The organism is Westiellopsis prolifica IICB1, from assembly GCF_004323185.1.
GTDB classification, from domain to species: domain Bacteria; phylum Cyanobacteriota; class Cyanobacteriia; order Cyanobacteriales; family Nostocaceae; genus Pelatocladus; species Pelatocladus prolificus_A.
In genome coordinates, this window is sequence record NZ_NAPS01000005.1 from 58637 (window position 1) to 83887 (window position 25251).

The 25251-nt window shown below is 38.2% G+C and carries 9 protein-coding genes; 5 read left to right on the plus strand and 4 right to left on the minus strand.

Annotated elements, in window-relative coordinates; translation table 11 throughout:
- Positions 1-73: 73 nt before the first annotated feature.
- The 4 genes from B4U84_RS28275 to B4U84_RS28290 form a co-directional block, all read right to left on the minus strand.
- Entirely contained in the window at positions 74-1450 is a 1377-nt protein-coding gene (locus tag B4U84_RS28275) for a glycosyltransferase (protein WP_131121411.1), read from the minus strand.
- A gap of 251 nt (positions 1451-1701) precedes the next feature.
- Complete coding sequence (locus B4U84_RS28280) at positions 1702-2121, minus strand: glycosyltransferase (RefSeq protein WP_510650820.1); 420 nt, start codon at positions 2119-2121, stop codon at positions 1702-1704.
- Positions 2022-2432: a glycosyltransferase gene (locus B4U84_RS28285; RefSeq protein WP_131121413.1), complete on the minus strand. Its 411-nt coding sequence runs from the start codon at positions 2430-2432 to the stop codon at positions 2022-2024. Before B4U84_RS28285 ends, B4U84_RS28280 begins: the two co-directional genes overlap by 100 nt.
- 3 nt (positions 2433-2435) lie before the next feature.
- Positions 2436-5075, minus strand: a complete 2640-nt coding sequence (locus tag B4U84_RS28290) for a TonB-dependent siderophore receptor (RefSeq protein WP_476426407.1) — start codon at positions 5073-5075, stop codon at positions 2436-2438.
- Between the two features lie 1293 nt (positions 5076-6368).
- On the opposite strand from B4U84_RS28290, the gene B4U84_RS28295 reads away from it, so the two are divergent.
- The 5 genes from B4U84_RS28295 to B4U84_RS28315 all read left to right on the plus strand — a co-directional run bounded on the left by B4U84_RS28295 (position 6369) and on the right by B4U84_RS28315 (position 25243).
- Positions 6369-14795, plus strand: a complete 8427-nt coding sequence (locus B4U84_RS28295) for a non-ribosomal peptide synthetase (protein WP_131121414.1) — start codon at positions 6369-6371, stop codon at positions 14793-14795.
- A gap of 16 nt (positions 14796-14811) precedes the next feature.
- Entirely contained in the window at positions 14812-15255 is a 444-nt protein-coding gene (locus tag B4U84_RS28300) for a phosphopantetheine-binding protein (RefSeq protein WP_017308474.1), read from the plus strand.
- Between the two features lies 1 nt (position 15256).
- Positions 15257-16681 (plus strand): condensation domain-containing protein, encoded by a 1425-nt coding sequence (locus B4U84_RS28305; RefSeq protein ID WP_131121415.1) that lies wholly within the window; start codon positions 15257-15259, stop codon positions 16679-16681.
- A gap of 309 nt (positions 16682-16990) precedes the next feature.
- The gene (gene asnB, locus B4U84_RS28310; RefSeq protein WP_131121416.1) at positions 16991-18826 is read left to right on the plus strand and encodes an asparagine synthase (glutamine-hydrolyzing); all 1836 of its coding nucleotides are present in this window, start codon (positions 16991-16993) and stop codon (positions 18824-18826) included.
- A 69-nt stretch (positions 18827-18895) separates the two neighbouring features.
- Positions 18896-25243, plus strand: a complete 6348-nt coding sequence (locus tag B4U84_RS28315; protein ID WP_131121417.1) for a non-ribosomal peptide synthetase — start codon at positions 18896-18898, stop codon at positions 25241-25243.
- The last annotated feature ends 8 nt before the right edge of the window (positions 25244-25251 follow it).

The following is a 25251-nucleotide window of genomic DNA, read 5'->3' on the forward strand; positions in this document are numbered from 1 at the left end:
ATATCAAAGGTTTTGACTGCCAACTCCACATAACCAGTACCAAAATCTTTGGTTCAACCTAATTTTTTTATAGTTAGTTAAGTAATTTAGCATCTTCTAATATTTTCGTTATATATTTCATTGCCTTACCAGAGCCTTCTATTTCCCTAAATTTATTGCCCCATGCTTCTAATCGTTGTTTCAACAATAAATCATTTGCTACTGTTTCAACTAAATCATTTATGAGCTTTGCAGATACATTTTTAATATCAGCAACCACACCTAGACCATGATATTCAACTCTTTCTGCATTTGCTGGTTGGTCAGCCCATACAGGAAATATTATCATTGGCACTTCATAAAATATACATTCCTTAACAGTATGTATTCCTCCTGCTATTATTGCTAAAGATGCTCTTTTAATAAGTTCTAATTGTGGTGCATTGTTAACAATTATTACGTTAGCAGGAACGAAATAAAAATTTTCAACACTAATATAAGTACCTACTGATAATACTAATTGGTATTCCTTGGTCAGTGACATAGCATCAATTACAGCCTGAAAAAAATATTTTATTTTTTCTATACCTAAAGCTTGAATAGTTCCCGCAGTGGTTCCCAAAGTACAATAAATCAGTGATTTGTCCCGATCCAGCTTATACCATGAAAAAGGAACTTCTTTTCTTTGCAAATCTATTGAAGCTTCAGCATAATAGCATCTTTCTCTTGAGGAATTAGGTAAATCTAAATCTTCTGGGCACAAAAATAGATGTGGTAATTGAAATGGAAGACTTTGAGAAAAATCCAATAATTCTAGAGGTACTTTAGTGTTAATAGCCAATTTTCTGATAATATTTTTAACATTTAAATCGATACCCATAAAATAAGTAATTTGTTTTTTTATTTTTTCTATAAAATCTTTGATATGATATTTAATAGTAAAATTAACTTCTTGAAAATTAAAATCTTGAGATAAATATATATCTGTTTTTTCTTGTTTAATTGTATTTGGTGGTGGTAAGAATATAAACATATCTGTCAAATAAATACTTGGAATTTTACATTGATGAGCTATTAACCCCAATAAGCTAGAGTAGAGTGGCGCACATGTGCTTATAATTAGTAAATCAGGATTAACTTCTTTTAGTATTGTGTATATTTCCTGATTTTCTCCTTTAAAAAAGGAGTGAATAAAAGTTTTAAAGTATTTTAGGTATTTTAATTGCTCTATTAACAATCTTATTCCTGTAAACTTTATGTGATTAATTTCTATCTGCCGAAGAAATCCCTTAGGAAACCATTTTTCTAGAATTGGTATAAATGTAAAGCCGTGTATAACTGAATTATTTTCAGAATCTGGTATCCCTAAATAACACACTTGGTGACCAAGAGATTTTAAGTTTTTTGCTAGTTTCAAGCTACCATTAAATTCGCCCTGCAAATGCCAAATACAAAATACAATTTTTACCATAATTAAAATTAAATTGCTACTATTTTCAGTTCAGTTTCAATGATTTTGAATTTAATAGGACTTACGCACACTCTACGCATTCTCGGCGTTCTTGGCGTCTTGGCGGTACCCTTCGGGAAGCCGCTTCGCGTCTACGATAAATTAAGATTTTTGGCAATTTTTGCGTAAGTCCTGTTTAATACTAATACTCCAAATAATTGGAGTTATATATCCTGAGTTTTTGCCTTCTGAAGTAGTTATATGTTGCCTTATTATAAAGAAGTGATATTAGATGATAAATAGCGATCCAAAATTTCAATCGCTCGTATCACACCATTTTCTGCTTGAATCTTTTTGCCCATAGCTGCTACACGAGCCTGCATAGCTTTATCATTAATAACGGCTTGAATTGCATCTGCTAGCACTCCATCTGACAGTTGCTTTTGCCGAATTGGTCGCAATCCTAAACCTAAGTCTGCTACCCGATGACTCCAGAAAAAGTGATCGTGACCGTAGGGAATGCTAATTACTGGCACACCAGCACGAATGCTATTTATAGTTGTTCCACCACCACCATGATGAACAACAGCTATCATTTGTGGAAATAGCCATTCATGGGGTATTGATTCTTTGATAGTGAACACCTCGTCTGGTAATTCGTAATCCCAGAGGTCTTCATCCAATACTTGCACGCGTCGGAACCTTGACAAACACGCCAGAATGCTGGTAAAAAGCTGTCCTCAATTGGCTCCAACAGGCTACTATGACCGTAGATAGTGCTGAAAGGGATATGGTTTATACCTATAAAAGATGAACTTTTTCTTGCTGTCCAAGCATTACAGTCTAAAGGAACGAAGTTAATACCATAGCTGCAAACAAATTCCTTATACCAGGGTTGAGTAGCTAACCACACAGTATGATTGGTTCGTTGTAATCCCAAACTCAAAGCGATGTAAGGACGAACATCACCATGAGAACCCCATGCAACAATTGTTATGTTCATAGATCAAAATTCCACGGATACTGTCCCCAGCACTGTTAAAGGTGCTGCGGGAAGAAGACTATAACCATCAACTTCGTAATACTTTACGTCAAATAGATTCTTGAAGTTAAGACCAAATCTGTAATTACTCCGACGATAAAAAATAGATGCATCAGTTCTCAGGTATGAGGGAACTGTGAATGTATTGGGTAAAGATACCTCCCGTTCTGCTGCATATACTAATCCCAAACCAAAACCTAAACCTTGCAAATTACCCTTTTGAAATTCATAAGTAGTCCATAAACTAGCACTATGTTCAGGTACACCTGCTGTATGGTCGCCAATAATATCCGGGTTGTTATCTTTGGTTATAACAGTGTCTATATAAGCGTAGGTAGCAATAATTTTCCAACCTGGTAATATTTCTCCAGCAATGTCTAGTTCAATACCACGGCTTCTTTGTTCTCCTGTCTGGACGCTGAAGTTAGGATCAACAGGATCTGCTGTCAGCACATTTTGTCGGGTAATCTGATAAAATGCCAAAGTTGCTGACAGACGTTCATCGAATAAATTTTGCTTCAACCCAAACTCAAACTGTTCGCCAATTACTGGTTTAAATTGTTCATTCGTCCGGCTTCTACTAAATATTTGGGGAACGAAAGAGTTAGTCCAATTGAAATAAAGGGATGTGGAGTTGCTCGGTTGGTAAACTATACCAACGCGCGGTGAGAATCGGCTGTCGGTTTGCTCATTAACTACTGTATTAGTTGGACGGTCTTTAAAGAAAGAATCAACCACATCAAAACGACCACCAGCCATAATTTTTAGATTAGGCGCAAGTTCCACCAAATCCTGTAAGTAAATACCTATATTATCTGCTCCTTGTTCACCAGCAAAACTCAGTGTGAATTCTCCTGGTCTAGCACCATAAACTGGGTTAAAAATATTAATAGGAGCTAAAGGAGCTTCAAAAACATCATAGCCATATTTAGATCTGGCTAACTCCACTCCTACCAGAAAATTGTGACGCCAAGATCCTGTGTTAAATTTACCAGATAGTTCGCTTTGTGAAGTATAATTTTCACTCTTCTGCGGTCCTACAGAAGATGTACGATCAAGTGTACGACCATCTTCTTGTAATGATGTAGAGTAGATTCTGGCGTTACCAACCTCCGTATTATTAATAGTTACATTCAACCCTTGTCTAAATTGCCAGTTATCGCTAAATTTGTGTTCAAAAACACTAGTAAGCGAGTGAATACTGCCAGTAGTTGGATCGAGACCGGGCTCGCCAATAAACCTGTTAACTGGAAGTTGTAAAGATACCGGATCTAAAGGTAATCCTTTATCAAAAATATAACTGTAGTCGAGATATTCATATTCGGTAGTCAGTGTTGTTCGCGGGCTAAGCTGCAAAGTCAAAGCGGGTGCAAGGAAAAAGTTTTCGCTATTTACAAAATCACGATAGCTATTTGCATTGTCATAGGCAACATTCAGACGGTACAAAGCAGAGCGATCGCTTAACAATGGCCCAGTAGCGTCAATACTTGAGCGATAAAAATCGAAACTTCCAGCAGTGAAGTTAGCCTGATAAAAAGGACTATCAAGAGGCTTTTTTGTCACAGTGTTGACTATTCCACTTAAGGTATAATTACCACCGCCGTAAAGTACTGATGATGGGCCTTTTAGAACCTCTACCCGTTCAATATTAGCTATATCACGCTGGGTTCCTTCTATAAAGCCGTTGCGTAGGCTTCCATACCCAGAAAACAAACCGCGAATGTTATAGCCTGATGCAGTTCCAAAGCCGAATACCCTTTGAATACCGCTCACGTTATCTGTGAATTCGTCTAAACGTGTGACTTGTCTATCCTCTAATACCTGCTGGGGAACAACTTGAATGGATTGGGGAATGTCGCGTAAAGATGCATCAATCTTTGTAGAACTGGGAGCATTTTGTACACTGTATTCACCTTCCTGTTCACCTGTTACCACCAGTTCAATGGGTTGTTCGTCCTGAGCAGATGGTTGTTCTGGTGGTGTTTCACTACTAGGCTTATCTTGCTGTGTTGGCGGATTTTCACTCTCAGGCTTAACCGTGTCTGGTGTTTGTGGTGGCTGCTGTTGAAGTGTAGAGGATGTAGCTGGTATAATACCGAAAACCAAACCTTCATTGCTGTCAAACAGTTCAACTTTTGGTATGCTTGCTTCACCTATGACTGTTACTCGGATAGTATTCGCATCTAGGTTCGTTATCGTTACTTCTGTAATTCCGGTAGCTGGTTTTTCTTGGCGAAAGGAGTCGCCTGTTGCTAGCCGCAGTTGAGTGTTAGAAATATCTGCGATAAAGTTATTCCCCTCACTTTTGGTTGTAGTTTGCAGCTTGTCAGAAGCAGGAGTTTCTAAAATGATTTCTAAACCATTAGTTGTTGAAGAAAGGCGCACCCCTGTTACTTGTATGACTTCACTCTGTTGTTGATCCTGTGCTAGCCAGTCTTTAACACTGGTGTAGGGGATCTGAATATCACTGAGTTGCAGAATCTTTGTGCTGGAAATACCCTCTTTAGTCAACTTTTCCTCTCCCTGTGCTTTTACAGGCTGAGTTCCTAGCAGACAAATAGCTCCTAAAATTCCTAAATAAACCAACTTTCTTTGTTTCAAAATTTTCCTCCACACCACATTACACACTACAACAACAAAAAGGTATTACTTGCGTTTTCCACACAAATAACTCCAATTTCTGCTGATGCAGTATGGAAAAGCAGTAAACCAATCTAACTTTGCTGAGTTTAAAAACCCAGCTAAAGTTTGCTTGTCAAACTACTTAAGGTTTATTACACCAAAAAAATTTGTTGAAGTACTGCCGAAGAAGTATAACGATAATCATTATTACAATACCAAGGTGGTAAAAAAAGTCAAGTTCCTCGATTTACATATGTCAGGGTTCAATAAGAGTAGGACGTAGGCTCATTTAATTTTCTCGGTTCTTCAAATAATAAGCTAATGAGCAAAAGTGCATTTATCTATAATCTTTGGATCATGCGTGAAGCAGCGATCCATGTCAAAAGACTGTCCGTCAAACTTGCCTATACTTCAAAGTAAAATAATTTTTAAATTTTTGATTTTATTGAAAAAATATATTAAATATTTACGAAATTTAAGAATAAGAATAATTAACTCAGGCTGATGTTTATTAATCGTCTGATTTACATAAATACATATAAGATATAGGTATAAAAATTAAGCAAGCAATAACAATAAATTATTATTGTTAACTTAAAAAAATAAAGTATGTAATGATATTGATTATTGCTGAGAAGTATTTTCGATTTCATTTTGAGAAGTTTATCCTCCAAAAATCATTGCAAGGCAAGTAATTATTTGTCATCAAGATAGTCAATTATACCATTGTTTGGCTTTTACCTAATTTTTTTACTATTTCTTGTCTTGAAATAAGGCAGGATCAAAGATTATTTGGTAAAAAATACCAAATCCCTCTTGTAAAATCTTCTTGATTTTGCTTTAAAAGTTTATTCAGGTTAACTAAATAATTGATATTTATTGCAAACCGTAAAGCAAAATCTCAATGTATGCTGTTTAGGACTTACGCACACTCTACGAATTCTTGGCGTTCTTGGCCTCTTGGCGGTTCCATAAATTAAGGATTTGGGAAATTTTTGCGTAAGTCCTGCTGTTGTCATAACTTCTCATTCTATATGATTGAATACGAAAATTTTCCAAGAATAGCTAATGTTATATAGCCCAAGCAATGACTTACATTTTCTAGTGGAAATAAATATTATGATAATTACATGCAACAAGGTTTAAAAGTTTAATCATACAAACTATTAGATAAACTTTTTGAATGATTAAAAATGTCTTTTCTAGTGGATTAAAAGTACAACTGTGAATCCGAAGTAATTGATGACCTTGACCGCATAATAAGAAGGTTTCCACATGGGCAAAAACTTTTTCGAGTTACCAGTTGAATTTTTCACTTTGGTTGAACTGCTTCAGTGGAGAACCAGTAAGCAACCCCAACAGCGAGCATATACTTTTCTTGTGGATGGGGAAGTGGAGGGTTCTTATTTAACCTATGGAGAATTAGATTGGCAAGCTCGACTTATTGCTACCTTACTTCAAAGCTGTGCAACTAGAGGAGACAGGGCATTATTGCTCTACCCACCAGGTTTAGAATTTATCACTGCATTTTTTGGATGTCTTTATGCCGGAGTAATAGCGGTTCCTGCTTATCCGCCACGCTCAAACCGTTCCATGCCCCGATTACAAGCTATCATTGCAGCTGCACAGGCAACTATTGTCTTAACAACTACAAACCTTTTGGCTGATATCAAGCGTCAGTTTATCCAGTTTCCAGAACTGGCAACTATGCAATGGCTAGCAACTGATCTGATTAGCAGTCAGGGAGAAGATAAATGGCAACAAGAAGCTACTCTTACCAGTGATACCTTAGCGTTGCTGCAATATACTTCAGGTTCTACAGCAGCACCAAAGGGAGTAAAGGTCAGTCATGGCAATCTTTTGCATAATCAAAAGCTGATCCAACTAGCAATGGAGCATACCACAGAAACGGTTTTTGTCGGTTGGCTGCCCCTATTTCATGATATGGGGTTGGTTGGGAATATGTTACAGCCCTTGTATTTGGGGATACCGTGTATTCTCATGTCTCCCGTAGCATTTCTGCAAAAACCCTGGCGCTGGCTACAAGCGATTTCCCGATATAAAGCCACAACCAGTGGCGGCCCGAATTTTGCCTATGATTTGTGTGTTCGCAAAATTACCCCCGAACAACGAAGCAGCCTAGATTTGAGTAGTTGGGAAATAGCTTTTAATGGAGCCGAACCGATTCGGAAAGAAACATTGGAGCAGTTTGCTATCACCTTTGCTGAGTGCGGATTTCGCCGCGAGGCTTTTTATCCTTGTTATGGGATGGCAGAAACGACTCTGATTGTCTCTGGTGGTTCCAAAGCGTCTGCACCATTACTAAAACCAGTACAATCAGCAGCATTGGCACAGAACCAGATAGTAGCAGCCAGTAAAGACGAAACTGATGTACGGATGCTGGTAGGTTGTGGTCGTCCCTTACCTGATTTAAGGATTGTGATTGTTAATCCTGAAACATTAATTCGTTGCCTAGGGAATGAAGTGGGTGAAATTTGGATTGCAGGAGCTAGTGTAGCAGGTGGGTACTGGCATCGGCCAGAACAAACACAATCCACATTTCAAGCCTACCTCAAAGATAGTGACGAAGGCCCATTTCTACGGACAGGGGATCTCGGATGTTTACAGGATGGAGAACTATTTATCACAGGTCGCCTGAAGGATTTAATCGTGATCCGAGGGCGTAATCATTATCCGCAAGACATTGAATGGACAGTAGCCCAGAGCCATCCAGCACTGCAAGCAGACAATGGAGCAGCGTTTTCTATTGATGTGAGCGGCGAAGAGAAGCTAGTTATCGCCCAAGAAGTACAGCGCAGTTATCTACGAAATTTAGAGACTGAGGAAGTAATGGGAGCTATCCGTCAGGTAGTGGTCGAAGAACATGAAGTGCAAGTTTATGCGGTGTTACTTCTCAAACCAGGTAGTATTCCCAAAACTTCTAGCGGTAAGATTCAACGCCATGCTTGTCGAACTGGGTTTTTGACAAAAACCTTGGAGCCTTTTGCTAGTAGCATCCTAGAAAATGACTATCAAACAGATAGTAAAGTCGGCTTGAGTCGTGAAGACATTTTGGTATTGGAGCCATCACAGCGCCAATCACAACTAGAATCTTATCTTCAGGAACAAGTCGCCAAGGTTATGAAAGTATCCCAGAAGCAAGTAAATCCAAGACAACCTTTAGCTAGTCTAGGTGTTGATTCGTTAATGGCGATTGAACTTCAGCACACCATTGAAACTAATTTAGGTGTGGTTTTGCCAATGGCTTGTTTTTTGGGAGATGCCACTATTGAACAACTAGGAATCAAGATAATCGCCCAGTTATCATCAAACTCGGTTAATAATCTACCATCCCTTAATCCTATCACCAATTATCCCCTGTCTCACGGACAACAGGCGTTGTACTTTTTACAGCAATTAGCACTCCTAACTCCTGTCTACAACATTGCTAGGGCTGTGCGTATTCGGTGTGAGTTAAATATTGGGGCGTTACATCAGGCATTTCAAATTTTAGTTGATCGCCATCCTTGCCTACGTACTACTTTTATTACCAATCAAGGGCAAACTGTACAGCGAGTCCATCAACAGTTACAAGTTGATTGGCAACAGGAAGATGCATTAGCATGGGATGAGCTATATTTGAGCGATCGCCTGATTCAACTAGCCCATTCTCCCTTTGATTTACAACAAGGGCCGTTAATGAGGGTAGGTTTATTTATTCGCTCACCTCAAGAATATATTCTTTTGCTAGTAGTTCATCATATTGTGGCAGACCTCTGGAGTTTGACTATATTAGTGGATGAGTTAGGCAGGTTGTATGAGGCACAAAAAAACGGTATACCTCTAACCCTTCCTCCCTTGAGCAAACAGTATGCTGACTACGTAAATGCTGAAGCACAAATGCTGGCAAGTCCAGAAGGTAAGCGACTTTGGGCTTACTGGCAAAAGCAATTAGCAGGGGAATTACCTATATTAAATCTACCCACCGACCGTCCGCGCCCATCTATGCAAAGTTACCGAGGGGCATCTTATACCTGTAAATTCAGTGTAGAACTCACACAGAAACTCAAAGACTTCAGCTGCGATCGCCAAGTCACCCTCTACATGACATTGCTTGCAGCTTTTCAATCGCTGCTTTACCGCTACACAGGACAAGAAGATATACTCGTCGGTTCTCCTACCAGTGGTAGAAATCGAGCTGCTTGGGGGGGAGTTGTGGGTTACTTAGTTAATCCCGTAGTTGTGAGAGCCAGTTTCGCCGACAATCCTAGCTTTGAAACATTTTTACAACGAGTCCAGCAAACAGTTTTAGATGCTTTTGCTCATCAAGATTATCCCTTTTCCCTGATAGTAGAACAGCTAGTACCTGTTCGTGATTTGGGGCGATCGCCTTTATTTCAGGTAATGTTTGTCTTACAAAAAGCCCAAATCGCACAGCAAGCAGGATTGGCAGCCTTAGCACTAGATGAATCTGGAATATGTATGGATCTAGGAGATTTACAGTTAGAAACTTGGAGACTCGAACAGCAAATAGCGCAGTTTGAGTTAACCCTAATGATGGCTGAAATTGATGGGGTTCTAACAGCTTCTTGGCAATATAACTCTGACCTGTTTGATAGTAATACTATTACCCGCATGGCAGGTCATTTTCAGACCTTACTGGAAAGTGCGATCGCTAACCCACTGCAACCCATCGCTAATTTACCACTTTTGACAGATGCAGAACAGCATCAAATACTATCCAAATTTAGCCAATCTCAATTCAGAATCGAGCGATGTCTGCATGAATTGTTTGCAACCCAAGTAGAACTAACACCTGATGCTGTAGCAATTACCTTTGCTGATGAACAGCTGACTTATCAACAACTCAACGCACGGGCAAATCAACTCGCGCACTATCTCCAAAGCTTGGGTGTAGAGCCAGAAATTAAAGTCGGTTTGTGTGTCGAGCGTTCCTTAGAAATGATTGTCGGTATACTTGGTATTCTCAAAGCTGGGGGTGCTTATGTACCCTTAGATCCGAGTTATCCCCAAGAGCGTTTGGCATTCATTTTAGAAGACGCAAACCTAAAGATACTGGTAACGCAGAAGCAGCTTCTCGATAAGCTTCCTACTTTTACAGGCTCCATCGTCTGCCTAGATCAAGTTAAACAAGAAAAAGAACACAACCCCATCAGCACAGTTACAGCCGATAACTTAGCTTATGTAATTTATACTTCCGGCTCCACTGGTCAGCCGAAAGGGGTTTTGGTGAATCACTCCCATGTTGTGCGGTTGTTTAGCTCAACTGACGAGTGGTTTAAATTCAGCAGTGACGATGTGTGGACGCTGTTTCATTCTTATGCTTTTGACTTTTCTGTGTGGGAAATGTGGGGGGCGCTGCTTTACGGCGGACGGATGGTAATCGTTCCCTACTGGATTAGTCGCTCTCCTGAAGCCTTTTATAATTTACTTTGTCAAGAGCAGGTAACAGTTCTTAATCAAACTCCTTCGGCTTTTCGTCAGTTGATGCGGATAGAACAACAAGGTTGTCAAACCACACAAAAACTTGCCTTGCGTCTAGTAATTTTTGGTGGGGAAGCTTTAGAAATCAAAACTTTAAAGCCTTGGTTTGATCGTCATGGCGATCACGAAGCGTCTTTGGAGGAGAATCGCTTACCGCAATTAATTAATATGTACGGCATTACAGAAACCACCGTACACGTTACCTATCATCCCCTTACCAAAGTCGATCTCGATCGCACAAACAGTATAATTGGTCGTCCAATTCCCGACTTACAAGTGTATATATTAGATCGACATCAGCAACTCGTACCCGTTGGAGTACCTGGAGAAATGTACGTTGGTGGTGCTGGTGTGACACGGGGTTATTTGAATCGTCCCGAACTGACTGCTGCAAGGTTTAGCAATTATGCCTTGGGAAATTACTCTCTCAGGCTTTATCAAACCGGAGACTTAGGACGTTATTTACCGAATGGCGAACTTGAGTATTTAGGACGGATTGACGAACAAGTAAAAATTCGCGGCTTTCGGATTGAATTGGGAGAAATTGAGGCGATATTGCACCAACATCCAGCTATTGAGGAAGCTGTGGTTTTGATGCGAGAAACTGAGTTTGTTGAGAACATTCAGCCGGAAGATACCGCTACTGTCACCGAACTGCGCCAATTCCTCAAAGGTAAACCTAGATCCGAACACCTTAGCGATCGCCAATTAATTGCTTATTGCGTCCCTTCTCAACAGCCTGCACCAACGATTACTGAATTACGCCGTTGGCTAAAAAATCAGCTACCTGAATACATGATACCTGCGGCTTTCGTCATGTTAGATAGTCTACCTTTAACGCCGAATGGGAAAGTAGACAAACGAGCCTTACCGAACCCTGATCGCATCAGACCCGAACTAGATACAGCTTACGTTACTCCGACTAACTCAGCAGAAAAAGCATTAGCTCAAATCTGGACACAGGTATTGAGGATTGAACGAGTAGGTATCCACGATAACTTTTTTGAGTTAGGAGGAGATTCTATTCGCAGTATTCAGGTGTTAGCTAAATCTCAGGAAAGAGGCTTGAATTTTTCGCTACAACAACTTTTTCAACATCAAACGATTTATGAATTGGCGCAAGAAGTCAACATTGCAGAACCGAGTTATTTATGGAAGCAGAAAACAGAAAGATTCAGTTTGATTGCTGCAAGCGATCGCCAAAAATTACCATTAGATATAGAAGATGCCTATCCTTTAGCGAGAATCCAGGCGGGAGTTATTTTTCATTCTCAATACAGCCCTGATTCGCCAATGTATCATGATATATTCTTCTACCAGTTGCGAGTTCGTTTTGATGTCGAATGTTTACAACAAGCAATTCAGCAATTAGTAAATCGTCACCCAATTTTACGGACTTCGTTTGATTTAATCAACTTTAGCGAACCATTGCAACTAGTCCATGAGCAAGTAAGTGTACCGCTACAGGTAGAAGATTTACGCTTTCTATCGCCAACTCAGCAAAAACAAGCAATTGACACTTGGATAGAAACTGAGAAACAGCGAAATTTTGATTGGACTTGTCCACCAATGATTCGCTTCTTCGTTCATCGCCTCACTGACGAGTCTTTTTATCTCGTCTTGAGTTTCCACGACTGCATTTTAGATGGATGGAGTACTGCTTCATTACTAACTGAATTACTACATCGTTATTGGGCTTTACTTCATAACCAGACATATCCTCTTGATTTGTCACCGACAATTACATACCGAGATTTTGTTGCACTAGAACGTTCAACGCTAGAGTCAGAAGAATGCCGTAACTATTGGACGCAAAAGCTACAAGATTGCATCACAATGCAATTACCGCGTTGGGATCATAACAGCCTTAGCAGTACAAATCCTGAAATTGGTGTTTTAAATGTTCCTATCTCCTCTGAATTGTCCGATAAACTCAAACAGCTGGCGAAGATAGCGCAGGTTCCTGTTAAGCACGTTTTATTAGCTGCACATATCAGAGTCATGAGTTTATTAAGTGGTGAGACGGATGTATTAACGGGTTTGGAGTCTAACGGTAGATTAGAGACTGAAGACGGAGAACAGACGCTAGGTATTCATTTGAACACTGTGCCATTACGTTTACAACTGCATAAAGGAACTTGGATAGACTTAATACAACAAACTTTTCAAGCAGAAAGTGAATTATTACCTTATAGACGCTATCCCTACGCAGAATTGAAAAAGCTTAATCGTGGAGGACAGCTATTTGAAACTGTTTTTAATTACACGCACTTTCATATATTTCAGAATCTCCAATCATTAACAGGTTTAGAAATTGTCGGGGCGCAAGGTTTTGGTGAAACCCATTTTGCTTTAAGAGTCGAGTTTAATCGAGAACCATTTTCGGATAATATTCAACTTGATTTAGAATGCGACCTCACCAAGATTAATCAAGTTCAACTAGAAGCCATTGGCGGTTACTATTTTGAGACACTAACAGCCATGTCTCAACAACCAAGCGATCGCTATGAGTCTCAATGTTTGCTTCCTGTTAATGAACAGCATAAGTTATTGATAGAGTGGAATCATACAAGTAGGGAATATCCCGAAAGCTTGCTCATTCATCAATGGTTTGTAAATCAGGCATTGCAGACACCGAATGCGACAGCGTTAGTGTTTGGGAATCAGCAGTTAACTTATCAAGAACTCAACGAACGTTCTGATAAACTTGCTCATTACTTGCAAAATTTAGGGGTAAGTTGTGATGTACCTGTAGGACTTTATTTAGAACGTTCTATAGAAATGATCGTAGGGATATTAGGTATTCTCAAAGCTGGTGGCGCATACGTACCACTAGATCCTGCCTATCCACAAGAGCATATCAATTTGATACTACAAAATGCTGGGGTGTCATTAGTCGTTAGTCAAAAGTCATTAGTTAATAGCTTAGGTCAAATGAGGGTTATTTGCCTGGATGCAGACTGGGAATTAATAACAAGAAGTAGCCAAGATAAGCTCATTAACTGCACCGAACCAAACCATTTAGCCTATATTATTTATACTTCTGGCTCTACCGGTAAACCGAAGGGAGTACCAGTTACTCATAAAAATTTAGTGCATTCTACCAGTGCCAGAATTGCTTACTACTCACAACCCGTTCGCAGTTTTTTATTAATTCCTTCATTTGCCTTTGATAGTTCAGTGGCGGTGATTTTCTGGACTTTGTGTCAAGGAGGAACTTTAATATTAATTAGGGAAGGTAGACAAAGAGATATTTGGCATTTAGGACAGGCGATCGCGCAACATCAAATTTCCCATTGGTTGAGTGTTCCTTCTTTGTACGCATTGTTGTTAAACCATATCCAACCTGCTGAATTAATTTCTCTGCGTACCGTGATTGTCGCGGGAGAACAAGTTTCACCCGCCTTAGTCAAACATCACCGTCAACTATTACCCCAAGCATCACTTTTCAATGAATACGGGCCGACCGAAGCAACCGTCTGGAGTAGTGTCTGCAATTGTCAAGACTATGAATCAAGCCATACTATTCCCATCGGTCGTCCCATTTCTAATAACCAAATATATTTGCTAGATATTTACTTACAACCTGTACCAGTCGGAGTTGTCGGAGAAATATATATTGGTGGAGAAGGTGTAGTCAGTGGATATTTAAACCGTCCTGAATTAACCGCCCAAAAATTCATTCCTAACCCCTATGAGAAGACAGAAGGTAAGAGGTTGTATAAGACAGGAGATTTAGGGCGTTTTCTTCCTGACGGCAATATCGAATTTATTGGTCGCCGCGATTATCAAGTCAAAATCAATGGATATCGCATTGAATTAGAAGAGATTGAAACAGTATTAAAACAACACCCAGAAGTTAAAAATGCGGTGGTTTTAGCGAGAGAAGAATTAGGAAAGAAATATTTAGTAGCTTATGTTGTAACATCTGATATTGCACCCAGCACCAGCCCATTACGAAATTTCTTAAAACAGAAATTGCCAGCTTATAAAATACCTAACAATTTCATAATCTTAGATACCTTTCCTTTGACTCCTAATGGCAAAGTTGACCGTCGGAATTTACCAGCACCTAATCAAAAACTCATGAATGAGATGAAAATAGCCCACCTTTTACAAAAGCTAGAACAAATTTCTGACGAAGAAGCACAACTTATACTTGCTCAAAAGAAAATATTTACTTTACAACCTGAATAAACTAAAGAAACAAAAAATGAGTGATTTTTTAGAACGCCTTGAACAACTTTCACCAGAGAAACGTGAACTATTAAATCTCTTCCTCCAAGAAGAAAATGTACAAATAGAAGAAAACTATGTAGAACCTACAACACAAGTTGAAAAAGCACTAGCAAGTATATGGAGTCAAGTTCTTGGTATTGAAAGGGTGGGTATTTATGATAACTTCTTCGAGTTGGGAGGAGATTCTATTCAGAGCATTCAAATTATTGCCAAAGCAAATCAACTAGGTTGGCAACTGACGACTAATCAACTGTTTGATTATCCAACTATTGCTGAATTAGCAAAAATCGCGGAAACAACTTTGCTTACTTCTACGAATAGTGAAGAAGCGCAATCTGAAAATTTAACTAGCTTTACACCTTCAGATTTTCCAGAATCCGAATTAAGTCAATCAGAGCTAAACGAGCTTTTCAGCTAACATGAAACTTGAAAATGTTGAAGACATTTATACTCTTTCGCCAACCCAACAAGGGATGCTATTTCACATCCTGGCGGAACCGAATTCAGGAATGTATTTGGAGCAAATTTTATGTACATTACAAGGAAAGCTGAATTTCTCTGCTTTTAATAAAGCTTGGCAGCAAATTGTAGAACACCACCCCAGTTTAAGAACAGGTTTTATTTCCAAGAATTTAGATAAAGCAGTTCAAGTAGTATATCGGCGTGTGAAACTGATAATAGAGCAGTATGATTGGCAGAACTTCTCGAATTATAAGCAGAAAGAACAATTAAATTCTTTTCTAGAACTAGACCGTCAGCGTGGTTTTCAACTTTCTGAACCGCCTTTAATGCGCCTAACTTTGATTCGTATTGATGAGGACGTTTATCAGCTGATTTGGACTATTTACCATCTGATATTAGATGGTTGGTGTACTGATATTTTACTAAAAGAATTTTGTACTCTTTACGAAGCATTTTGCCAAGGTGATAATCTGCAATTACAACCATGTCGTCCCTATCGAGATTACATAGCTTGGTTGAAAAAGCAGGATTTATCAGCAGCAAAAGCCTTTTGGCAACAAAGCCTTATGGGATTCAAAAAGCCAACTTCTTTGGCAATTAATCGCAGTTTTAACTATAGTAAAAAAGATAACTATGCTCAACAACAGATTCAACTATCCGCAACTGTTACAGCAGAACTTAAATCCTTTGCAAAACACCACCATTTAACTTTAAATACTTTATTTCTTGGTGCTTGGGCTTTGTTACTCAGCCACTATAGCAAGGAAAAACATGTAGTATTTGGTACTGTTGTATCTGGTCGTCCCGTAACTTTACCAGGAGTTGAATCAATAGTAGGTCTTTTCGTCAATACCTTACCAACGCGAGTGCAAATTTCTCCTCAAGATTCACTCGTACCTTGGTTAAAAAAACTCCAGTTTCAATATAGCCAACTACGCCAGTATGAACATACTCCTTTGATAAACATTCAAAGTTGGAGCGAAGTTTCTAGGGGATTACCATTATTTGAAAGTTTGTTAGCGTGTCAAAACTCTTTAGTAGATATTTCTCGCCTATATACAACTAATTTAAAAATTAATAATGTTTCTTTCTACTCACGCTCTAATTATCCTCTCACACTTATCTTACTACTTGGTTCAAGCTTAGGTCTAGTGGCTCACTATGATTCATCCTTTTACAATTTTATAAACATTACTAGAATTCTAAATCACTTGCAAATATTATTTAATGCTTTCCTGGAAGAACCTAATATACAACTGGAAAATTTAGTTAACTTAATTCAGGAATATGAAAATCAACAAAAAGCTGATGATTTAAAAAAAATGCGACATATAGCTGCTAATAAATTAAAAAACATTCAACCAAAAACAATTATAATTTAATAAAATCATGTCTTACACAATTACTCATCCCGGCTACAATCTTCTTGCTTCAGTTAATAATCAATCAAAATCATTGGATTTAAATTAATAGAAGGAACTTGGCAACGTTTTGACGATATCATGTTATTTAAAAGTTATGCCGCAGATGAAGTTATATCTGCTTTAGAAAATGTAGGTTTGAAGCAAGTTCGTGTTTATTACAGTGAACCAGATAAATCACACGAAAATTATTTTGTTGCCTACAAGTAAATAATATCGCAACGCACAAATCAAATTTACCGATAGTTTTTATAGGGAGTTTTATTATAGATGTGTGGTATTGTAGGCATTTTTTCTAGACAAGAACCAATTATAGTAAAAGCATTAACCAAGGCTACACAACAGTTGAGCGATCGCGGCCCTGATCGCCAATCACATTGGGTTGCTTCCCACCAAAAAGTGGGATTGGGACATACTCGACTTAGTATTATTGATTTAGCAACAGGCAATCAACCAATAAGCAATGAAGATGAACAGTTACACGTTGTCGTGAATGGAGAGTTTTATAATTATGAAAAGATTCAGCATCAATTAAAAAACTTAGGTCATCGACTGAGAAGCCGTTCTGATAGCGAAATTGTACTTCATTTATATGAAGAATTTGGCACCGAATGTCTGCAATATCTCCGGGGTGAATTTGCATTTATCTTGTGGGATGAGGCGAAACAGGTTTTATTTGCAGCACGCGATCGCTTTGGAATTAAACCACTTTTTTACGCTACAGTTGGTAACACACTTTATCTAGCATCAGCAGCCAAAGCTTTATTTGCTGCTGGAGTTCCCGCCAGTTGGGATTATGAATCATATTTTCAGCAGTTATTCATTTATGTCAATCAAGACCGCACCTTGTTTGCGGGTGTCAAGCAAATTCCGCCTGGACACTATTTGTTAGCAACGCACAATCAAACTCAGATTACTCGCTATTGGGATCTGGATTATCCAACAGCTAATCAACAAACACCACAACGTCAAGATCATGAATATATTGAGCTATTCCGCCACAAATTGGAAGAAGCTGTGCAAATTCGACTGCGGGCTGATGTACCTGTAGGTAGTTTCTTGAGTGGTGGTATTGATTCATCAGCTGTTTTGGGAATAGCAGCAAAATCTAGTTGCGATCCAATTCGCGCTTTTACTGTCTCTTTCGATCGCCCAGCCTATGATGAAGAACCTATCGCTCGTGAAACAGCAAAATATGTTGGTGCTGATTTTCAAGTGATTCGGTTGAATCAATCTGATTTTGCTGAACATATTGCTGATGCAATTTGGCACGCTGAAACTTTAGGTGTAAATTCACATGGTGTGGCGAGATATATACAAAGTCGTGTAGTCCGACAATCGGGTTATAAAGTTGTTTTATCTGGGGAAGGTGCAGATGAAATTTTGGCAGGGTATAGTCACGCACGCCAAGATTTACTTTTCAATCATTCTATGCAAAAAACACCAACCGCTTTAGCTAGTGTAGAGCAGAAATTAGGATTTATCCCTTCATGGTTAAAAGAAATAGCAGTTAAACGTTCTGTTTTTAACTTGCTTCTCAATCCTGATTATGCCTCTGATTATTCTGAGTTAGATGTTTATAGCAAGTTTTTAAACCAATTTCATATTGAGGAACAAGTTTTAGGAAGAGAACCAGTTATTCAATCTTTATATTTGTGGTCTAAGTCAATTTTACCTAACTATATTTTGTTTGCTGAACGTTTAGAAATGGCTAATGCGATCGAGGTACGTTTACCTTTTTTAGACCATCATCTTTTTGAATTAGTACGCGAAATGCCAGTCTCTTTATTAGTTCGGGGAATGAAAGAAAAATATGTGCTACGAGAAGCGGCTAGACCTTTTTTGACTGATACAGTCTACACTCGTCCAAAACAACCTTTTACTGCTCCACCTGTAACTATTACAACTAATAATTCTCTTTATATTTTAATCCAAGATGTGTTGCGGAGTTCAGTTATGGCATCTGTACCATTTTTTAACCAATCGGCGATCGCTACACTCTTAGATAGACTTGCAACTATGAAAGAAAGCCAACGTATTAATTTAGAACCAGCTTTATTGATGCTACTAGGTACTTGCTTTTTACAAAGTCGTTTTAATCTTTAGTTGCAAAATATATATAAAAATTTTTAAACGCAAAGGTGCGCTGAGGTAAGCGCAGAGGAATACAGAGGTATGATTGAAGGCTTTGAACTATCACCCCAGCAAAAGAATATCTGGCTGTTACAGCAAGACAGTTCAGTTTATCGAACACAGATGAGTGTTTTAATTGATGGAAAATTGAACGTGGAAGCTTTACAAAAAGCTTTTCAAGAGTTGGTTAATCGGCATGAAATTCTTCGCACGACGTTCCCAATTTTACCAGATATGGAGTTTCCTGTTCAGGTTATTAGTAATACTATTCTCCTAAATTGGCAAGAATTAGATTGGAGTTATCTAGATGCTGAGGAGCAAGAAAGTCAAGTTACAGGATTTTTAACAACAGATAATCAATGTAAATTTAATTATGCTGTTTCTTCTTTATTTCATGTGATTTTAATTAAAATATTAGAACAAAAATATATTTTAATCGTTACATTACCAAGTCTTTGTGCTGATTCTATAACCCTGGATAATTTATTACATGAACTGACGGTTTTATATAGCAATAAATATAATTGCTTAAACAATTTTCCTTTACAGTATGTACATTTTTCTGCATGGAGAAATGAGTTATTAACTGATGAAGAGTTAGAATTGGGCAGAGATTATTGGCACAACAAGCAAATATCAGATTTTTTAAATCTTCAACTTCCTTTTGAAAAGGATAATTTTAAAGATAAAGAATTTGAACCAGAAGTTTTATCTGTTAAACTGGCTGACGATTTGGTAAATCAAGTAGAAGAATTTATTCAAAGATATCAAATATCAAAATCTGCTTTTTTTCTGACTGCATGGAAAATTTTACTTTGGCATCTTACGGATCAGTCTGATATTGTCATCGGAACTAATTACAATGGGCGTTCATACCCAGAATTAGAAACTACATTTGGTTTGTTAGCTCAATATTTACCAATTCACTCTCACTTAGAAGCTGAAGACATTTGTACTCAATTGTTACAACAAGTTGATGCAGCAATTTGTGAGGCTTATTCTTGGCAAGAGTATTTTGCTTGGGATCAAATCATCAGAACAACAGATAATTATAATACTTTACCACCTCATTTATATTGTTTCGATTTTCAAGATTATCAGCAAGAGTATTTAGCTGATGGTGTTTCATTTTCTGTGAAACAGAAATATGTTTGTTTATCACCTTTTAAAATTAAGCTTAATTGTATTGATAGAAAAGATTCTATTGATATAGAGTTTAATTTTAATTCAAATTTGTTTTCGTTGGAAGCTATCAAAAAATTATTAAAACAATTTCAAACATTAATCGAAAGTATATTAAATGAAGAAAAAGCAACTATAAATAATTTACGAATTATAGATAAATCAGAACAAGAAAAAGTTTTATTTACCTGGAACAACACCCATAGAGACTATCAAGCATTTCAATGCCTTCATCAAATTTTTGAAACTCAAGTAGAACAAACTCCCGATGCAGTTGCTGTTGTCTTTCTAGACCAAAAGATAACATATCGAGAGTTGAACCAACGAGCTAATCAACTAGCGCATTACCTGCAAAAGTTCGGGGTAGCGCCGGAGGTTTTAGTTGGCATTTGTATGCAACGCTCTATAGATTTAATCATTGGGCTATTGGCTATTTTCAAGGCTGGAGGAGCTTACATACCACTAGATCCTAGCTATCCCCAGGAACGTCTAGGTTTTATGTTAGCCGATACACAAGCACCAGTCTTATTAACTCAACAACCATTGTTAGATTTACTCCCAAAAAATGACGCACAAATTATTTGTATAGATAGAGATTGGGAGCAAATTGTCCAAGAAACTTTAGAAAACCCTGTTAATAACAACCTAACTCCAGATAATTTAGCCTATGTAATCTATACTTCTGGCTCAACAGGAAAGCCCAAAGGAGTAATGAATATTCACAAGGGTGTAAATAATCGCTTGTTGTGGATGCAAGAGACTTTTCAATTCACAACCGCAGATAGATTTTTACAAAAAACCCCCTTGAGTTTTGATATTTCTATTTGGGAAATTTTCTCGCCCTTTTTAGCAGGTGCAAGTCTAGTATTAGCTAAACCAAATGGTCATCAAGATAGTAATTATTTAGTTCAGTTGATTGCCCAGCAACAAATTACTACTGTTCATTTTGTGCCATCAATGTTAGCAGTGTTTTTAAATGAGGCAGAATTAGAAAAATGCCAAAATCTCAAACGAGTTTTTTGTAGTGGAGAAGCACTTTCTTTTGACCTTCAAGAGAGTTTTTTTGCTCGCCTAGATGTAGAATTACATAATCTTTACGGACCGACGGAAGCATCTATCGAAGTAACTTGGTGGCATTGTCAACGAGATAGCGATCGCAATATTGTACCCATTGGTCGCCCAATCTCTAATATGCAGACATATATATTAGATAAGTATTTGCGTCCTGTCCCTATTGGTGTTCCAGGTGAGTTACACATTGCTGGTGTAGGAGTAGCGCGGGGTTATTTGCATCGACCTGATTTGACTGCACAAAAGTTTATTTTTAATCCTTTCACTTCTGAGGATAACAAACTGTACAAAACAGGTGATTTAGCTCGTTATTTACCTGATGGCAATATTGAATACTTGGGACGTATAGATGACCAAGTAAAAATTAGAGGATTTCGCATTGAGTTAGGTGAAATTGAAGCAGTTTTACATCAGCATTCTAGTGTTTCGACTGCAATTGTTCAGGCGCAAAATCAAGTTGATGAAAAACGCTTGGTTGCTTATATAGTGCCGCACCCACAATCAACGCCTAAAACTTCAGAACTGCGGTATTTTCTCGAACAGAAACTACCTAAATATATGGTTCCGGCAGAATTTATATTTTTAAAAGTACTGCCCCTTTTATCCAATGGAAAAATAGACCGTCAGGCATTACTAAATGTTGAACAACTACAACTAGAACCGGAAAATTATTTTGTCGCCCCGCAAACAGCAACACAGCAAATTGTGGCAGATATTTGGCAACAAGTTTTAAATCTAGAGAAGGTAGGCATTTACGATAATTTTTTTGAGTTAGGTGGGCATTCACTATTAGCAATTCAGGTTATTTCCCGATTAAATAAAGCTTTTAAAATTGAACTGCCTATACGTAGTTTATTTGATGCACCTACTGTTGCAGAATTAGTAGAGATAATTGCCCAAACTAGTACCACACAAACACAGATTATTCCTCACACAACAAGAAGTGAGCCTTGTCAGCTTTCCTTTGCTCAACAGCGATTATGGTTTCTCAAGCAATTAGAATCAGATGTTTTTGCTTACAATATCTCCACAGCTGTCCGCCTGCAAGGGCAACTCAATCAAACCGCACTGCATCAGAGTTTTAATGAAATTGTCAGTCGCCACGAAGCTTTAAGAACAAGTTTTACCGTTATTAATGACCAACCTGTTCAAGTCATAGCTTCTAATTTAACTTTAAATTTGCCTGTGGTAGACCTACGGCATCTCTCCAAAATTGAACAGGAAGCAGAGGTTCAACGTTTGGCAATATCTGAAGCACAACACTCTTTTAATTTAGCTGTAGTGCCATTGTTACGAGTTACATTAATATGTTTGAGCGATGTAGATCGTGTCTTGCTATTCACGGTACATCATATAGTTTTTGATGGCTGGTCGATAGAAATATTTTTGCGTGAAGTAACTAGTCTTTATCAAGCTTTCTGTGCTGGTAAACCTTCCCCTCTTCCCGAACTACCAATTCAATATGCTGACTTTGCTATTTGGCAAAGACAATGGCTTCAAGGCGAGACACTCAAATCTCAATTAACTTATTGGCAGCAGCAATTAGCCCAAATTTCTTTATTAGAGTTGCCTACAGATAATCCCCGCCCGCCAATTCAAAGCTTTCGCGGTGCATCAGAGCCTTTTTTCTTGCCTGCAAATTTGACTGAGGCACTTAAAACACTGAGCAATCGGGAAGGGGTTACTCTGTTTATGACTTTGCTTGCTGCCTTCAAGACATTGCTTTACCGCTACAGTGGACAGAATGATGTTGTAGTCGGTTCACCTATTGCTAATCGCGATCGCACTGAGTTAGAAGGGCTAATTGGCTTTTTTGTCAATACTTTAGTCTTACGTACTGATTTGAGTGGCAATCCTACCTTTCGAGAATTGTTGCATAGAGTCCGAAAAGTAACATTAGACGGTTATGCTCACCAAGACTTACCCTTTGAATATTTAGTAGAAAAACTTCAGCCAGAACGAAACTTAAGCCACAACCCGATATTTCAGATTATGTTTGCCCTTGGGAATAACCCAATGGTAGACTTCAAACTCCCTGGTTTAAATGCCAGTTTCTTGAACATTGAGCGTCAAGCTGCCACATTTGATTTAAGTGTGTCACTACAAGTAGACGCTGAAGAACTGCGGGGTAATTTTGAGTACAACACGAATATATTTAGTGCCGATATAATTCGGCAGATGGTAGAACATTTTCAGATATTACTAGCAGGTATAGTAGATAATCCTGACCAGCATCTAGCAAATTTACCCTTATTAAGTGCCACTGAAGAACATCAATTATTGGTGGAGTGGAACAACACAGAAGTTGAATATCCTCTCAATCAGTGTATTCATGATTTATTTACAGCTCAGGTAAAACTAACACCAAATAATATTGCTGTTGTTTATCAAGACCAGGAAATTACTTACCACGAACTTAATACTCGCGCTAATCAACTTGCACGTTATCTACAAAAATTAGGTGTAGGAACAGAAGTATTAGTAGGTATATATGTTGAGCGATCAATTGAAATGGTAATAGGTTTATTGGGGATTCTTAAAGCTGGGGGGGGTTATGTACCTCTAGACCCAATATATCCCCAAGAACGCTTGGCTTTAATTCTAGAAGATGCTCAAGTATCAGTGCTATTAACTCAAGAAAAATTGGCGGCAACGCTACCGAAAAATATAGCAAAATTAGTATTTTTAGATACTGATTGGCAAGCGATCGCTACAGAAAGTCGATGCAACCTTACTAACCAAACCACCAGTCAAAACTTAGCTTATGTTATCTTTACTTCTGGTTCAACAGGACGACCCAAGGGAGTAGAAATTGTTCATAGTGCTGTCGTTAACTTCTTGTACTCCACAGGTGAAACTTTGGAGCTAAAAGAGCAAGATATTCTTTTATCTGTGACAACTTTAGCTTTTGATATTGCGGTTTTAGAAATTTTTCTGCCTTTAACAGTTGGTGCGTGTGTCATTGTGGTCAGTCGAGAAGTAGCGACAAATGGTGTGGAATTGTCAGCTTGGTTAAATAAATCTCAAGCAACAATTATGCAAGCTACACCAGCAACTTGGCAATTGCTATTAGAAGCAGAATGGCAGGGCAATTCTCAACTAAAAATTCTTTGTGGTGGTGAAGCCTTTCCTAGACATTTAGCCAATCAACTATGTCAAAGATGTGCATCTGTATGGAATCTGTACGGCCCTACAGAAACTACCATCTGGTCAGCAGTTTACAAAGTAGAAATAGAGAACGGTATTGTGCCGATTGGTCGCCCCCTTGCCAACACACAAATGTACATTCTCGATCAACATGGTCAACTCGTGTCGAGAGGAGTTGCAGGTGAATTACACATCGGGGGTTCTGGTTTAGCTAGAGGCTATTTAAATCAACCTGAGTTAACGGCTCAGAAATTTATTCCTAATCCTTTTTACAATCTAAAATCCAAAATCCAAAATCTAAAATTGTACAAAACTGGTGATTTAGTTCGCTATTTACCAAATGGCAGTATTGAATATTTAGGACGGATTGATGACCAGGTAAAGCTCAGGGGTTTTCGGATAGAACTAGGAGAAATTGAGGCAGTACTTAATCAATATGCAGGGGTGAAACAGGCTGTAGTTTTGCTCAATCAGCAATTAGTCGCTTATATAGTCTCTACCAATCAGCAAAATCTGACAAATAATGAGTTGCGGAACTTTTTGAAGCAGAAGTTACCCAACTACATGATACCTAGTGAATTTATATTATTAGAGATTTTTCCCTTAACTCCTAATGGCAAAGTAGACCGTAGACGGTTGTTGAAGTTAACAGGCTTACATCTAAAAAAAGAAAATGCTTACGTTGCGCCGCAATCGGAAATTGAACAAGCGATCGCTGATATTTGGCAAGCAGTTCTTACTGTGGAAAAAGTGGGAATTTATGACAATTTCTTTGATTTAGGCGGTCACTCTTTATTGTTGGTGCGGGTTTTCAACCAGTTGCAACAATTACAATACCAAAACCTATCGATGATGGATTTATTTAACTACCCAACTATCAATTCTTTAGCTCGATATCTCAGTCAAAAACCATCGTTACAACCAACTGGCACTTTCACCCATAACCGCAGAGATGCCCTCAGACAACAACGCCAGCGTCGAAGCCATTAGGAGGTTTT